This is a genomic window from Micromonospora sp. CNZ299, assembly GCF_002754415.1.
The window spans coordinates 3,137,417-3,152,590 of sequence record NZ_PEFG01000001.1; the positions used below are offsets into that span (position 1 = coordinate 3,137,417).

At 71.9% G+C, this 15,174-nt stretch carries 15 protein-coding genes; 8 read left to right on the plus strand and 7 right to left on the minus strand.

Annotated features, from left to right (window positions below; translation table 11 throughout):
* Window positions 1-10: 10 nt before the first annotated feature.
* Window positions 11-871, minus strand: coding sequence for a universal stress protein (locus CLT68_RS14850; RefSeq protein ID WP_099851565.1), 861 nt, complete (start codon window positions 869-871; stop codon window positions 11-13).
* A gap of 154 nt (window positions 872-1,025) precedes the next feature.
* Here CLT68_RS14850 and CLT68_RS14855 point away from each other — a divergent pair, with 154 nt between their 5' ends.
* From CLT68_RS14855 to CLT68_RS14870, 4 genes are all read left to right on the plus strand, one after another.
* Window positions 1,026-1,262, plus strand: coding sequence for an HTH domain-containing protein (locus CLT68_RS14855; RefSeq protein WP_088946910.1), 237 nt, complete (start codon window positions 1,026-1,028; stop codon window positions 1,260-1,262).
* Window positions 1,262-1,840 carry a Clp protease N-terminal domain-containing protein gene (locus tag CLT68_RS14860; protein WP_099851567.1) on the plus strand — a complete coding sequence of 193 codons (579 nt, stop codon included), beginning with the start codon at window positions 1,262-1,264 and terminating at the stop codon, window positions 1,838-1,840. Before CLT68_RS14855 ends, CLT68_RS14860 begins: the two co-directional genes overlap by 1 nt.
* A 93-nt stretch (window positions 1,841-1,933) precedes the next feature.
* Window positions 1,934-2,938 carry a diacylglycerol kinase family protein gene (locus CLT68_RS14865; RefSeq protein ID WP_099857168.1) on the plus strand — a complete coding sequence of 335 codons (1,005 nt, stop codon included), beginning with the start codon at window positions 1,934-1,936 and terminating at the stop codon, window positions 2,936-2,938.
* Window positions 2,931-3,932: a YihY/virulence factor BrkB family protein gene (locus CLT68_RS14870; protein ID WP_099851568.1), complete on the plus strand. Its 1,002-nt coding sequence runs from the start codon at window positions 2,931-2,933 to the stop codon at window positions 3,930-3,932. The genes CLT68_RS14865 and CLT68_RS14870 overlap by 8 nt, the downstream gene beginning before the upstream one ends.
* 11 nt (window positions 3,933-3,943) lie before the next feature.
* On the opposite strand, the gene CLT68_RS14875 is transcribed toward CLT68_RS14870, so the two are convergent.
* On the minus strand, window positions 3,944-5,359 hold the full coding sequence (locus CLT68_RS14875) for an RNA-guided endonuclease InsQ/TnpB family protein (RefSeq protein WP_099851570.1): 1,416 nt from the start codon (window positions 5,357-5,359) through the stop codon (window positions 3,944-3,946).
* A gap of 128 nt (window positions 5,360-5,487) precedes the next feature.
* On the opposite strand from CLT68_RS14875, the gene CLT68_RS14880 reads away from it, so the two are divergent.
* Genes CLT68_RS14880 through CLT68_RS14890 form a run of 3 tightly spaced genes read left to right on the plus strand, consistent with a single transcriptional unit; the run spans window position 5,488 to window position 8,817 of the window.
* Window positions 5,488-6,978: a phosphatase PAP2 family protein gene (locus CLT68_RS14880; protein WP_099851572.1), complete on the plus strand. Its 1,491-nt coding sequence runs from the start codon at window positions 5,488-5,490 to the stop codon at window positions 6,976-6,978.
* An 8-nt stretch (window positions 6,979-6,986) separates the two neighbouring features.
* Complete coding sequence (locus CLT68_RS14885) at window positions 6,987-7,808, plus strand: endonuclease/exonuclease/phosphatase family protein (protein ID WP_099851573.1); 822 nt, start codon at window positions 6,987-6,989, stop codon at window positions 7,806-7,808.
* Window positions 7,809-7,839: 31 nt separating this feature from the next.
* The gene (locus CLT68_RS14890) at window positions 7,840-8,817 is read left to right on the plus strand and encodes a hypothetical protein (RefSeq protein WP_143743187.1); all 978 of its coding nucleotides are present in this window, start codon (window positions 7,840-7,842) and stop codon (window positions 8,815-8,817) included.
* Window positions 8,818-8,996: 179 nt separating this feature from the next.
* Here CLT68_RS14890 and CLT68_RS14895 read toward each other — a convergent pair whose 3' ends face one another.
* A complete protein-coding gene (locus CLT68_RS14895; RefSeq protein WP_486482173.1) occupies window positions 8,997-9,866 on the minus strand; it encodes an alpha/beta fold hydrolase in 870 nt (289 codons plus the stop codon).
* Entirely contained in the window at window positions 9,863-10,825 is a 963-nt protein-coding gene (locus CLT68_RS14900; RefSeq protein ID WP_099851576.1) for a TIGR03557 family F420-dependent LLM class oxidoreductase, read from the minus strand. Before CLT68_RS14900 ends, CLT68_RS14895 begins: the two co-directional genes overlap by 4 nt.
* A 375-nt stretch (window positions 10,826-11,200) precedes the next feature.
* Here CLT68_RS14900 and CLT68_RS14905 point away from each other — a divergent pair, with 375 nt between their 5' ends.
* The gene (locus CLT68_RS14905; protein ID WP_099851578.1) at window positions 11,201-12,559 is read left to right on the plus strand and encodes a cellulase family glycosylhydrolase; all 1,359 of its coding nucleotides are present in this window, start codon (window positions 11,201-11,203) and stop codon (window positions 12,557-12,559) included.
* A gap of 55 nt (window positions 12,560-12,614) precedes the next feature.
* Here CLT68_RS14905 and CLT68_RS14910 read toward each other — a convergent pair whose 3' ends face one another.
* The 3 genes from CLT68_RS14910 to CLT68_RS14920 form a co-directional block, all read right to left on the minus strand.
* A complete protein-coding gene (locus tag CLT68_RS14910; protein WP_099851579.1) occupies window positions 12,615-12,935 on the minus strand; it encodes a DMT family transporter in 321 nt (106 codons plus the stop codon).
* 493 nt (window positions 12,936-13,428) lie between these two features.
* On the minus strand, window positions 13,429-14,691 hold the full coding sequence (locus CLT68_RS14915) for a sigma-70 family RNA polymerase sigma factor (RefSeq protein WP_099851580.1): 1,263 nt from the start codon (window positions 14,689-14,691) through the stop codon (window positions 13,429-13,431).
* A 3-nt stretch (window positions 14,692-14,694) separates the two neighbouring features.
* Window positions 14,695-15,096, minus strand: coding sequence for a YciI family protein (locus CLT68_RS14920; RefSeq protein WP_088946921.1), 402 nt, complete (start codon window positions 15,094-15,096; stop codon window positions 14,695-14,697).
* Window positions 15,097-15,174: the final 78 nt, after the last annotated feature.

The window sequence follows — 15,174 nt, forward strand, 5'->3', positions numbered from 1 at the left end:
TCGCCGGTGGTCAGGGCCGTTGGTCCCGGGCCGGGCGGGCAGTGTGCCCGGTGAGTGGCTTCTCGGCCAGGCCGCGGACGACGACCACCGGGGCGGGGGAGTGGTAGAGCAGGGACTGGGCCACGGCCCCCAGCATGGCGCGGCCCGGTTCGTCGCCACGGGCGGCGACCACCGCCACCTGTGCCGTGCGGGACATGTCGATCAGCACCTCGGCGGGATCGCCCCGGATGACGCGGCACTCGGTGGGTACCGAGCTGTGGCGATCGGTGTGCCGGGCGAGCGCCTCGCCGAGCTGCTCGGCGACCGCGTCGGTGTCCTCGTCGTACTCCACCACCCGCAGGGCCAGTAGTCGGGCGTCCCTGCGGGCCGCGCACTCCACGGCCCAGTGCAGGGCCAGATGTGAGCTGGGTGAGCCGTCCACGCCGACCAGCACCGGCCCCTGCGGGGGCGGTTCGCGGCGGACGACCATCAGCGGGCAGCCGGCCCGCGCGGCCAACTGCACGGCAGACGTCTCGGCCGGGATGCACTGGCCGCTGCCGGCCATGCCACTGTCACCGACCGCGAGCAGGAATGCCGTCTCGGACCGCCGGATGAGGGTGGGCAGCAGGGCGCTCTCGACGATCTCACCGCCAACGGTCAGCCCCGGCTCGGTCTGGTGGGCGAGTTGGGCCGCCTGTGTGATCAGTTGCTCGGCCCGATCGCGGGGCGCGGCGACGGTGTCGGCCGCGAAGGCAGCCTGCCAGTCGAAGGTGTGCAGCAGGTGCAGTGGCCGGCCGTGCCCGGCGGCCTCCTGCGCGGCCTGTGCGACGACCGGAAGGTCGAGGTCCGACCCGAGGCCGACCAGCACCGGTGCGTCGGCGGGTGCGGCCATCCGATATCACCTCCCGGGCGTCGCGCCCGGCACGACCAGCCTGTCCTGACCGAGGCTAGTCGGATGGGTTCGGCGGCGGGGCGGTTCTCGTTACGTCACCGTCGTCCGTCAACCAGGGTTGACAATAGTGGCGCTGTCAACGTATGTTGACGGCATGAGTCAGGCGACAGAACTCGCGGCGGCAGCCGGCAGCACCGACCCCCGGGTCGGGCTGCGCGCCGTCCGCGCGCTGCGCCGGCTGCTCGAGCGGCTTGAGGTGGTTCAGGTGGACAACGCCCGTCGACAGGGCTGGTCCTGGCAGGAGATCGCCGACGCGCTCGAGGTCAGCCGGCAGGCGGTGCACAAGAAGCACGCCGGGCGACCGGCGGTCAACCCATCCTGGGAGGCGTGATGTTCGAACGGTTCACCGACCGGGCGCGCGACGTGGTGCGCCGGGCGCTGGAGGAGGCACGGGTCGAGGGCCAACGGCCGGTCGGCACCGAGCACCTGCTGCTCGCCCTGCTCGCCGACGACGCGAGCCTGGCCAGCCGGGTGCTCGCCGACGCGGGCGTGCGCGCCGACGACCTGCGCGAGCGCGTCCGCCGGCACACCGCCACCGGCGGCGCGGGCCTCGGCGACGCGGACGCGGCGGCCCTGCGGGAGATCGGCATCGACCTGGCCGCGATCGTGGCCCGCATCGAGCAGTCCTTCGGCCCGGACGCGCTGCGCGAGGCCGTGCCGGCGCCGCGTCGTCGCTGGGGGCGCAAGCGGTTCCTCGGCGGCCCGTTCTCACCCCGGTCGAAGAAGGTGCTGGAGCTGTCACTGCGGGAAGCCCTGCGGCTGCGCCACCGCCACATCGGCACCGAGCACATCCTGCTCGGGGTGCTCCGGGAGGGCCACGGGCTGGGCGCTCTGGTGCTCACCGAAGCCGGAGTTGACCTCGACGATCTGCGCCGCCGGGTGGAGGCCGCGCTCCGGGCGGCCGCCTGACTGGGGCGGTCGCGTTGAAACCTGTCTGTGGCACTTCCGACGCGGGCCGGTCACCGGGTCGCTGAAGCCGTCCGGGTGCTGCACACTGACGCCGTGGATCCTGGACAGGACAGGCGGCCCTCGGGCGGCGACGGCGGGCTGCGCTCCGCCGTGGTGGTCAACCCCGTGAAGGTCGACGATCTCGACGAGTTGCGCCGCACCGTCGACGACGCTCTGGCGGCGGCCGGCTGGCCCGCGCCGCAGTGGTTCGAGACGACAGTCGACGACCCGGGCCGCGGTCAGACCGAGCAGGCCGTCAAGGACGGTGTCGACCTGGTCTTCGCCTGCGGCGGCGACGGCACCGTGATGTCCTGCGTCAGCGGTCTGGTCGGCACCGACGTGGCCCTCGCCGTGCTGCCGCAGGGCACCGGCAACCTGCTCGCCGCCAACCTTGGCCTCTCCACCGACCTGGCCGCCGGGTTGCAGGTCGCCGTCGAGCGGGGCCGACGGCTGCTCGACGTCGGCGCGGTCGAGGACAAGTACTTCACGGTGATGGCCGGCATGGGCTTCGACGCCCAGATGCTCGAGGCCACCAACGAGACCACCAAGGCCCGCATCGGCTGGCCCGCGTACGTGGTGGGTGCCGCCCGGCACCTGCGGGACCGGCCGATGCGGGTGCAGATCCGCATCGATGACCGCCCTCCGCTGCGCCGCCGGGCCCGCTCGGTCCTGATCGCCAACGTGGGCCGACTCCAGGGCGGTGTTCGCCTGCTCACCGAGGCCGAGCCGGACGACGGCTGGCTGGACGTCGCAGTGCTCACCCCGCGCAGCCTGCGGCACTGGCTCGCGCTCGGCTGGGCGGTGATCCGCCGCAGCGGCCAGGTGCCGCGGATGGAGGTGTTCCGGGGTCGGCGCGTCGTGGTCACCAGCAACCGTGCCCAGCCCCGGGAGCTGGACGGCGACCTCATCACGCCCGGCCGGCAGCTGCACGCCGAGGTTCGCCCCCAGGCGCTCTGGCTCTGCGTCCCGCAACCCGAGGACGCCCCCGACCTGGCCGTCGACGCGCAGGGCGCCGGAGAGCGGGGCGAGCAGCTGATCGAGGAAGCGCGCCGTGAGTAGCACCCGGATCGTGCCGGAGACCCGGCTGATGGCCGACGAGGAACTGTCCGCCGACGACGCCTGGCACACACTGCGCCGCGAGGGCGGCTGGCACCTGCTGCGCGACGCCTTCATCCGCTTCCGCTACGGCGACGGGTTCAGCCACTCCCGGGCCTTCGCGCTGCAGCTGTGCCTCGCCGTGGTGCCCTTCCTGATCGCCCTCACCGGCCTGATCAGCGAGCTGGGTGTCCAGGAGGGCGGCCAGGTTGTCGCCGACACCGTCCTGGCGGTCACCCCCGGCCAGAGCGCGCAGATGGTCGGCGAGCTGCTCGGCGAGGGCGAAAGGGTGGAGGACGCCGGGGAGCTGGCACTCACCCTCGGCCTGCTCACCGGCCTGTTCGCGCTGACCACCACGATGGCCCAGATCGAGCGGGGCGCCAACCGCATCTACGGGGTCGAACGGGACCGCCCGGCACTGCGGAAATACCTCCGCGCCGCCGTGCTGGCCGTCACCGCCGGTCTGCCCGCGCTCGCCGGCTTCCTGATCCTGGTCGGCGGCGGCGCGATTGGCGACTCGGTACGTGAGCACTACGAGTGGGGTGAGGTCGCCACCGGCATCTGGAACGTGATCCGCTTCCCGCTGAGCCTCGCGTTGACCGTCCTCGCCGTTGCCGTGCTGTTCCGGCAGGCGCCACGCCGCAACCAGCCCGGCCTCTCCTGGCTGTTCTTCGGCGCCGGCATCGCGACGGCCCTGTGGTGGTTGGCCAGCCTGCTGCTCGCCGCGTACGTGCGGTTCAGTGACGATTTCGGGCAGACCTACGGTGCGTTGACCGGCATGATGGCGTTGCTGCTCTGGGCCAACCTGACCGGGATGGCCCTCTTCGGAGGGCTGGCCTTCGCCGCCCAGTTGGAGGCGCTGCGCATCGGTGTGCGGGAGCCCGCCCAACCGGACCTGTGGGAGCCCGAGGCGGACCGGGCCGAGCTGGTCGACACCGGGGACATGACCGCGCTCTAGTGCTGTGACCACTAACGTTCACCGGGTTGTCGGTGGTGTTGTGGTTCCTCGCCCAGACGTTGTCGGAGCGAGCGACTCCCCACCGGTAGTGGGGCGGGCCTCAGCCGGCCAACCGACCCTGACACCGCTGGTGGGCGGCGTGGGTCACGCCGGGACAGCCCGGCACCGGGAAGGTGTCGGCCTGCTCGACGGTGCGTGATGACCGCACCCATGTCGGGTGCGGTGGTGGTGACGCCGCCCGGGGTCCGGGTGGCGATGGTGAACGCCGCGGCAACATCACGATGCCCGACGAACCCGCAACTCCTGCACATCATGGTCCGCCCGCGGGGCTTGACCACTCTGCGCTGGCACACCGGGCAGGTCGACGACGTACCCCGCTCATCGACCAGATACACGGTGATCCCGGCCAGCTCCGCCTTGTCCTTCAGGACCGCGATCGCCCGGCCGAGTTGCCACTGCCGCAACCGCAGGTTGTGCCGCCGACCCGCCGGCAGATCGAGGACACCACGCGGGTCACCGACGGTCAGCGTCCCGACCCGGTGCTGCACTGCCCAGTCGATCACGGTCTTCGCGGCCTCGTGCCCGGCCTGCCGTACCCGACGCCGATGCCGCCCCTCCATCAGCCGAGCCCGCCGGCGGGTCTTGCGCCACCGCCGAGAACCCCGCTGGCCCCTCTTCGGCGCACGGGCGGCGGTCGCCCGGCGGCGGCCTTTCGTGTCGGCCAGGTGCTGACGGTGCTCGGCGCGGATCGCCCGCCCGGACACCAGCAACATCTGCCCATCACCGGCTGCCACCGCGTACGGGTGAATGATGCCCAGGTCGACCCCGGCGACCCGCCCCCGCTGCGGCTCCTGCCCCGCAGCGTAGGTCGCGACCGGAAGCTCCGCGGTGACCTCGACCCACAACCGCCCCTGATCGAACACCAGCGTCACTGACCGCACCGCATCACGGGGGTAGGGAACCGCCCGGTCCAGGCGCACCACCAGCGGCGGGCTCCCGACCGAGGTCGGCAACCGCAGCCGCCGTTCACTCAGACCGAACGTGCCGTGATACCAGCGGACCGGCATCAACGACCGTCGCCGCCGCGGATACCGCACCTCACCATGCCCCGCCCTGCGGCGGGCGGCAGCGCTGAACCACGCATCAGAATAGCGACGCAACACCGACCGAGCGCCGGTCGAGTCGAGCTCACCGAACGTGCCCGGACCAGACGCGGCGAGCAGTCGACACAACTCCTGATAACCCGCGACCGGCCGATCTTGACGACGATGCCGCCAGCTGTTGTATTCCAATACACACGCCCAAAGATCCCCGGCCGCGCGGAGCAGACCGAAGCAGCGTTGCCGCTGCGCCCGGGTCAGACGCAGGCCGACCCGGGCGGTGCGGCACACCACCTGCGGCGCCCCCGAATCCCTACGTCTGGGCATACCCGAAGCCAACCACGAGGGTCTGACACAACCCGGCCAACGTTAGTGGACACAGCTCTAGCTGCCCGGCGTGTACGCGTGACGCAGATCGGGTAAAGCGCCTCGCCAGACAACAAGGGAGGTGCGGGGTGACCGCGGTCAAAGAGGTGGCACGGCGTCCGATCGGTCATTTCGCCGAACGGAGCATCGCCGGCCTGGTGGCCGTCACCGGCGCCGGGGTGGCCTTCGGGCTGCTGTTGATGCTCGTCCGGGTGCGGTGGAGTCCTCTGCAGGACGCCGACCACGCCGTCGCCGAATGGTTCAACGGGCTCGTCGCCCCGCACCACGCACTCGTCACCGTCCTGCAGGCGGTGACCGACCTGGGCGGTCGACCGATCCTCATCTGGTTGGTCACCATCGCCGTGGTCGGGCTGCTGATCCGGCGTCGGCCCCGACTGGCCGTCTATCTGATCATCACCGGGGTCGGTGGTCTGATCCTCGACCCGTCGCTGAAGACGCTTGTCGGCCGGCTCCGCCCGGTCGTGGACGTGCCGATCGCCAGCGCCCCGGGCAACAGCTTCCCCAGCGGGCACGCGCTCGGCTCGTTCGTCGCGTACGGGGCCCTGCTGCTGGTGTTCCTGCCGGCGATGGCGCCGCGCTGGCGCAAGCCGGTGATCGTCGGAGTCGGCGTGCTGGTGGCGCTGATCGGTCTGACCCGGATCGCGCTGGGCGTCCACTTCATCTCCGACGTGCTGGCCGGCTGGCTGCTCGGCGCCGCCTGGCTGGGCGTCACCGCGTACGCCTTCCAGCTGTGGCGGCGCGAGCGCGGGCGACCGGTGCCGCCGTTGAGCGAGGGCCTGGAGCCGGAGGCGGGGCACGACATCGCCGCCGCCCCCGACGAGGAGCACGTGCTGGCCCACCCCCGCTCGGCGGTGGCCGAGCTGCTGGTCGGCTGGGTGCTCGTGTTCGGGGCGTTGTACGGCTTCGGCACGTACGTCAGCTACCACGCCAAGGGCACCTTCTTCGACACCCTCGACACCGACGTGCCGCGCTGGTTCGCCGAGCGGCACACCGACGTGCTGACCGAGGTGAGCTGGTGGTGGAGCAAGTTCGGTGACACCCACGCGATCCTGCTGATCTCGCTGGTGTTCTGCCCGCTGGTGCTGGCGGTGTGGCGGCGCTGGCGGCCGGTGCTGTTCGTGGCGCTGGCGATGGTGGGCGAGCTGACCCTGTTCCTCGCGTCGGCGCGGGCGGTCGACCGGCCCCGCCCGGCCGTGGAGAACCTCGACGGGCAGATGCCCACCTCCTCGTTCCCGTCCGGGCACATCGCGGCCACGATCTGCGTCTGGCTGGCGATCACCCTCATCGTGTTCCCGCGTACCGACCGTTGGTGGCGTTGGATCTTCGTGGCGGTGGCCGTGATCATGCCGGTCGGGGTGGCCACGTCCCGGATGTACCGGGGCATGCACCACCCCACCGACTTCATGGGCGCGATCCTGCTCTCCGCGCTCTGGATCGGGCTGCTCTACCTCGTGGTCCGCCCCAACGCCGACCTGTTGGAAGGCAACCAGCCGGCCATCGAGTCGGAGGACGTGGACACCCTCGACGACGAGCTGGCGCGGGCCGGCCGAGCCGACTGAGCGCCGCCGTGCTGCGGGTGATGACGTGGAACATCCGCACCGGCGGTCAGGATCGTGGCGGCCCCGGCCGGCTGGATCAGGTGGTCCAGGTCGTCAACGAGCAGGCACCTGATGTGCTGGCCCTCCAGGAGCTGCGCGGCTTCGACCGTGACGGGCTGATGGCCACCGTGGCGGGCCGGGTGGGGATGACACCCCACCTGGCCCGGTCCTGCTTCGGGCAGCCGGTGGCGGTGCTGGTCCGGTCGCCGTACCGGGTCGTCGACGCGGGGACGCTGCGCCGGCCTTTCCACCACGGCGCGGCCCGGGTCGTGGTGGCCACCTCCGCCGGCCCGTTCACCGTGTTCGGCACGCACCTCTACCCGTATTCGGGGGGACGGCGGCGGCTGGAGGTCGACTGGCTGGTCGCCGCGCTGCGGCGTACCCCCGGGCAGTTGGCGCTGATCGCCGGTGACCTCAACTCGCTCGACCCGACTGTCGACCACACCGCTCAACTGGCCGGCATGCCCGCCCTCTACCGGCGGCGGCACCTGCGCCGGCGCGGTGGCGCCGTGGACACCCGCGCGATCGCCCGGCTGCTCGCCGCCGACCTGGTCGACCTGTGGCCGTCGTGCAACGCCGGAGCACCGGAGACTGACGGCCACACCGTTCCGACCCGGTTCGGCGGGGCCGAGTTCGCCGGGATGCGGCTGGACTACCTGCTCGGCACACGGGCGGTGGCGCAGCGGGCGGGGGAGTGCCGGGTGATCAGGGGCGCGACGGCGGACACCGCCTCGGACCACTACCCGTTGCTGACCACGCTGGACCTCGGCCCGGCCGCAACCGACAACTGAGGCCTGGCACGGACCGGTTACCGTGCCCACCGTGACCGACCGTCCCATCGCCCACTCGCCGCTGCCCGGGCCGCCGAGCGAAAACCGTGGCGCACCAACGGTGGTGCGCCCGACACCGTCGACTGTGGACACGGCAGAGCCGGCCGCCGTCGCGCTCCCGCTCGTCGCGGCCGTCGCGCGGGGTGTGGCGCTGGTCGTGGTGCTGCCGGTACGCCTGCTCTGGGAGCTGATCGCGGCTGCCGGCCGGCTGGTGTACCGGAGCCTGCTCAGCCCCGTCGGCCGGTTCCTGCGCCGGTGGCTGCTGTCCCCGCTGTCCTGGGCGCTGCACCGACTCCTCTGGGTCCCGCTGGTCTGGTGCGCCCGCAACCTGCTCTGGCTTCCGTTGCGCTGGGTGGCCCTGACCCTCGTCTGGCTCCCGCTGGTCTGGCTGGGGCGGGGTCTCGCATGGGCAGCCCGCACCCTGATCTGGCAACCGCTGGTGTGGCTGGCGTACGGCATCGCCTGGGTTGTCGCCACGCTGGTCTGGGCGCCGCTGGTCTGGCTCGTCGAACGACTGGTCCTGCCGCCGCTGCGCTGGCTGGGCGTGGCGCTCACCCCCGTTGGACGGTTGCTGTGGCGGGGCGTCGGCGTGCTGGCCGGGGCGGTGCGCGCCGCGATCGTCGGGTTGGTCCGGGGGATCTGGTGGGTCGCCGTGGGGTTCGGTCGGCTGGTCGTCGCCGCGGTGGTGGGCGCGTGGCGGGCGGCTGGACGGGTGCTGCGGCTGCTCCACCGCCTGCTGCTGCGCCCGCTCGGGCGTGGGCTGCGCTGGGTGTGGCGGCACACAGTGCTCCCGCTGCTGCGAGGTGTCCGGTGGGTCTGGTCGGTGACTGTCGTGCCGGTGGCGCACGGGCTCGGGGTGGCCTGGCGGGCCACCGTCGTACCGGTGGCCCGCTGGATCCGCCGCGCGGTGCTCGACCCGGCCCGGTTGGCCTACCGGGAGGTGCTCAGCGCCCTGGGCCTGCGGCGCTGACCGTCACGCGCCGAGCGACGCCGCTGACAGTGGCAGCGCCGAAGCGCGGACGCCTCAGAGCACCAGGTTGAGCAGGACGGTGAGCACCACCGAGGCGAGGATCGAGAAGAGGATCATCAGGAGGCAGCCGAGGCCACCACCGAGCGGGCGGATCTCCACGTTGCCGAAGCGCATGAGCGTCACCTGTCCAGGAGTGCGGGATGAGGGGTGAGCAGGCGGCGGCACGCGTCCGCCACCTGCGTCGGGGCCGTCGTGACCACGTTGTGCGCGGCGCCGGGGACGACCACCAGGTCGGCGTCCGGCACCAGCCGGGTCGCCTCGTCCCGCCACGGTGCCGGTACGACCGGGTCGCGCGCACCGGTCACGACGAGAGTGGGCGCGGTGACGCGGACGAGGTCTGCCTCGATCGCGTTGTGCACCGAGTGCGACAGCGTCGCGAGGACCCGCCAGGGCCGGGCGTTCCAGACGTCCCGGACCAGGATCGGCGCCTGCAACGGCGCCTCGCGCAGGCAGTCCACCAGCCACCGGCCGAACAGGCCCGTGCGGGACCGCGCGGTCGGGTCACTGGTCGGTCCGGCCAACACCAGAGCGCGTACCGCGTCCGGGTGGTTCGCGGCGAGCGCGGCGGCCACCTCCGCGCCGAACGAGTGGCCGAGCAGGCAGACCGGCGGCAACCGGTACGCGGCCAGCCAGGCGGCCACGTGCTCGGCGTGAGCGGCCACGTCGTACGCGCCCCGGGGGTGCTCGCTCAGCCCGAAGCCGGGCAGGTCCGGCACGTACACCGGGTGGGTGGGGGAGAGCGCGACGGCCAGCGCGGTGAGGTACCGGTGGGAGACCGCCAGGCCGTGCAGCAGCACCACGGGAGGTGCCCCGGTGCCCGGGTCGGCCCCGCGCCGGGTGTGGGTGCGCAGTCCGTCGACGAGCCGCCACTCGCTGGTCAGCCCGGAGGCCGACCGGGGAGCGGCCATGGCGAGCCACAGCTCGGCCGGGCCGAACCGGCCGGCGGGCGTGAGACGGGTCGACTCCTCCGGCTCACCGGTCGGCTTCACAGCTCGCGCAACCGGGGCAGCAGTTGCTCCTGCGCCCAGTCGAGGAACATGGGCTGGGTCTCCCCACCGACCTGGATGATCGCCACGTGGGTGAAGCCGGCGTCGACGAACTTGCGGAACGCCTCCACGTGCGCGTCCACGTCCGGGCCGCAGGGGACGCCCTCGGCGACGTCCTCCTCCCGGACGAACTGGGTGGCGGCGGCGAAGGAGTCCGGCCCGGGCAGGTCGGCGTTGACCTTCCAACCCATCCCGAACCAGCGGAACTGGTCGTGCACGATCTTGCGACACTCCGCCTCGTCGGGGCCGTAGCAGATGGCCACCTGTCCGTAGCGGGGCTGACCGGCGCCGCCGGCGTCGTCGTACATCTCGATGATGTGCCGGTCGGGTTCGGTGGAGATGATGCCGTTGCCATACTCGGCGGCCAGCGTCGCGGACTGTCGACCGGAGGCGGCGACGGCCATCGGCACCGGCCGCTCCGGCCGGTCCCAGATGTAGGCGTCGGGCACGTCGAAGTGGTTGCCGGAGAAGGTCAGCGTCTCCCCGTTGAGCAACGGCCGGATGATCTGCAACGCCTCCTCGAACATCTCGTGGCGTTGCTGCACGTGCGGCCACCCGCCGACCACGTGCTCGTTCAGGTTCTCGCCGGCACCGAGGCCGAGGGTGAACCGGCCGTCGGAGAGCGCGCCGATCGTGCTGGCCTTCTGCGCCACGACGGCCGGGTGGTAGCGGCGGATCGGGCAGGTCACGAAGGACATCAGCTCCGCGCGGGAGGTGGCGTGGGCGACCGCGCCGAGCACCGACCAGGCGTACGGCGAGTGGCCCTGCGAATCCAGCCAGGGGTAGTAGTGGTCGGACATCACGAGCTGGTCGAAGCCGGCGGCCTCGGCGCGTACCGCGTGGTCCACCAGTTGCTTGGGACCGGCCTGCTCGCCCATCAGGGTGTAACCGACGCTGACCATCCTGTATCCCCTTTCACCAACGGATCGTTCCCCGGATACCCAGGTCGGCGGCCGTCAACCCTCCCGTCCGGTTCGACGCCGGTGCTGCTTGACGGATCGCGGCGACCTGCCTACCGTCGCTCTTAACCGGTTAAGAGCCGGCTGTGGCGCACATCCTGTGGTGGGGATGATCGCCCCGTGACGGCCCGCGTTCGCGTGGGCCGTTGCGGCTGTCTGGGCTCGGAGCCTGCCAACTGAACCGGTTGCGGTGGCCAAGCCATCGTCCTACGCTGATGCCTGCGCGCCGGGATCCGGGCGCGGCTGCCGGGCTGCAGCCGCCTTCCCCTGTCACGTCCCACCCCTGTCGGGCACCGGGGGTCCTCCCTGAGGAAGGCCATGAAGACTCGACTCTCCGCCGTCGCGGCGGCCCTGCTCGCGTTGCTCGTCGCCGTGCTGGCATTCGGCCAGCCGGCGCACGCCGCGGCTGGTTTCTCCGTCGCGAACGGCAGGTTGTACGACGCCAACGGCACCGAATTCGTCATGCGCGGCGTCAACCACGCCCACACCTGGTATCCGCAGCAGACCAGCTCGTTCGCCGACGTCAAGGCGCTCGGCGCGAACACCGTGCGGGTGGTGCTCTCCAGCGGCGACCGGTGGACCCGCAACACCAACGCCGACGTCGCCAACGTCATCTCGACGTGCAAGGGCAACCGGCTGATCTGCGTGCTGGAGGTGCACGACACCACCGGGTACGGCGAACAGAGCGGCGCCATCACTCTCGACCGCGCCGTCGACTACTGGCTCAGTCTCGCCGACGTCCTCGCCGGCCAGGAACGATTCGTCATCGTCAATATCGGCAACGAACCGTACGGCAATCAGAACTACGCTTCCTGGGCCACCGACAACGCCGACGCGATCAAGCGCCTGCGTGCCGGTGGGCTGACCCACACGATCATGGTGGACGCCCCGAACTGGGGACAGGACTGGTCGTTCACCATGCGCGACAACGCCGCGTCGGTCTTCGCTGCGGACCCGGCCCGCAACACCGTCTTCTCCATCCACATGTACGGGGTCTTCGACACCGCCGCGGAGATCAGCGACTATCTGGGCCGCTTCCGCTCGGCGGGGCTGCCCATCGTGGTCGGTGAGTTCGGCTTCAACCACTCCGACGGTGACCCGGACGAGGACACCATCCTCGCCTACAGCCAGGCGAACGGGATCGGCTGGCTCGGTTGGTCGTGGAGTGGCAACGGCGGCGGCGTCGAATATCTCGACCTGGCCACCTCGTTCAACCCGGCCAACCTGACCACGTGGGGTCAGCGGCTCTTCAACGGCGCCAACGGCATCCGGCAGACGGCCCGGGAGGCCAGCGTCTTCAGCAGTTTGCCGCCGACCACCCCGCCGCCCACGACGCCTCCGCCGACCACACCGCCCCCGACCACGCCTCCACCTGCGGGTGGCTGCACGGCGACCTACACGGTGACCGGCCAGTGGCAGGGCGGCTTCCAGGGTGAGGTGCGGGTGACCGCCGGCAGCGCCGCGATCACGGGCTGGACCACCCGGTGGACGTTCGCCAACGGCCAGAGCGTCAGCCAGACCTGGAGCGCGACAGTGACCAGCAGCGGGGCCACCGTGACCGCCCGCAACGTGGACTACAACGGCCGACTGGCCGCCGGTGCCAGCACCACCTTCGGATTCATCGGCGGCTGGACCGGCACCAACAGTCTGCCGGCGGTGAGCTGCACGGCGAGCTGACCGTCGCACCGGTGGCCGGGTCCGCGTCGGACCCGGCCACCGGGAACCGTCCTGGTCAGTGCTCCCCGGTCAGGTTCACGATGACCACCCCGGCGATGATCAGCGCGATGCCGGTGAGCTTGGCGAGCCCCACCGACTCACCCAGGAACACCGCCCCGATCGCCACGATGGCCGCGGTACCCAGACCCGACCAGAGGGCGTACGCGACGCCCACCGGGATCTCCTTGACGGCCTGGGCCAGCAGGAGGAACGCCAGCGCGTAGCCGCCGAGACACGCCACCGTCGGCCAGAGCCGACTGAACCCGGCGGTGCTCTTGATCAGGCTGGTCGCCACCACCTCGGCGAGAATGGCGATCCCCAGCAGCACGTACGCCATGCGTCCCCTTGGTCCTTCGTGGTAGATGAACCCGTCGTCGCCCAGGCTAGTGCCGGCGCTGTCCTTGCCCCGCCGACCCGCCCCACCTCAGGTTGATGTCCAGCCAACCCGTCGCGTGGCGTCCGTGTGGCCCCGGCATCTGTCACGGAACGCCTCTGGAGCTGATGTCACGAACGAATCGGATGTGGCGACGAATCAGACTTCCTCAGCGGATTGGCCGTGCGCCGTCCTGGTGGATGAATCGTCTACGGCATCAGCTCCACGGATAGCCCGGCATCCCCGCCGCCCACCGCTGCGGGCTGCGCCGTCGTCGGTCGCGCCGCCGCCCTGGGCCGTTTCCTCGCGCTGGGGTCCACGACAGGGCTGGGGCAGGGCTGGCAGGGCAGATCTTGGACACTTTCCGTTCAGCGCTAACGGAAACTGTCCAAGATTGCCCACTGTGGCGGGTGAAGCTGCCTGGATCACGCCGCGCGGGACGAGTTGATCCCTGTCGTTACGGGAGATCGACGGACTCGGCGGCGAGCCGGGCCGCTCGCATGGTGAGGTAGCGCTGCTCGGGCAGGCTGCTCGTCCGGGCGGCGGCGGCCCGGTAGTCGACGATCGCCTGCTCGCGGTCACCGGCCATCTCGTGCAGGTGGGCGCGGGCAGCGGGCAGCCGGTGGTGCCCGGCCAACCGGGGGTCGTCGGCCAGGGCGTCGAGGGCGGCGAGACCCGCTGCCGGCCCGTGCACCATGGCAGTTGCCACGGCCCGGTTGAGTGCCACCACCGGGCTGCCGACGAGCCGTTCCAGCACCTCGTAGAGCGCCAGGATCTGCGGCCAGTCGGTCTGCTCGGTGCTCGTTGCCTCGTCGTGCAGGGCGGCGATGGCGGCCTGCACCTGGTACGGCCCGACCGGCCCACGCGGCAACGCCCAGGTGACGAGGGCGACGCCCTCGGCGATCGCCGTCGCGTCCCAACGGCCGCGGTCCTGGTCGGCCAGTGAGATCAGCTCGCCGGACGGCCCGGTCCGTGCCGGGCCGCGCGCCTCGGTGAGCAGCATCAACGCCAGTAGACCGGCCGACTCGCTGTCGTCGGGCAGCAACGCGTGCAGTGCGCGGGTCAGCCGGATCGCCTCGGCCGCGAGGTCGATCCGGCGCAGGTCCGGGCCGGTGGTGCTGGTGTGCCCCTCGGTGAAGACCAGGTAGAGCACCTGCCGTACGGCCGCCAGCCGTTCGGACCGCTCCTCCGGCTCGGGCATCCGGAACGACAGCCCGGACGCGCGGATGCGCTGCTTGGCACGGCTGATCCGCTGGGCCATGGTCGCCTCGGGCACCAGGAACGCGCGGGCGATCTCGGCGGTGCTCAGTCCGCCGACGGCGCGCAGGGTCAGCGCCACGGCCGACGTCGGGGCGAGCGCCGGGTGGCAGCAGAGGAAGAGCAGGACCAGGGTGTCGTCCCGCTCGGCGGTCAACTGGTCGTCCGCGGCGGGTGCGTACCGCTGGTCGTCCGGGTCCCGACGGGCGACCAGGTCCTCCCGCCGGCGTCGGGCCTGCTCGGCCCGGATCAGCTCGATCATCCGGCGGTAACCGACCTGGATCAGCCAGCCGCGCGGATTCGCCGGCAGCCCATCGACCGGCCACTGGGTCGCGGCGGCCAGCAGGGCCTCCTGCACCGCGTCCTCGGCGGTGGCGAAGTCACCGAAACGGCGGGCGAGCACGCCGAGGACCTGCGGCGCCAGCTCGCGCAGCAGGTCCTCGACGTGGGGATCGGTGGCCAGCGTTCACAGCTCCTGCGGTGGGGCGGACATCACCGGGTGCACCTCGATCGGCATGTTCAGCGGTCGTCCGCCGGGGCCGGGCGCGGTGGAGATGTGCGCGGCCAGCTCCACCGCCCGCTGCGGGCTGTCGCAGTCCACGATCCAGAAGCCGGCGAGGAACTCCTTCGTCTCGGCGAACGGCCCCTCGGTGACCACCGGCGCGCCGCCCTCCCCGGCGCGGACGATCCGGGCCTGCTGCGGGCCGCCGAGACCCTGCCCGTCGACCCACTCCCCGGCGGCGGTGAGCTTCTCGTTGACCTCGCCCATGAACGCGATGTGCGCCTGGACCTCCGCCGGGGTCCAGGTGTCGATGCTCGGGAAGTCGGTCCCGGCGGCGCTGAACTGCATCAGCAGCATGTACTTCATGGTTTGCTCCTCACAGCTGTGCACCATCCTCGGTGCTCTCACCCTGAGGTAGAAGCAGCCAGCGCCGTTCTCGACACC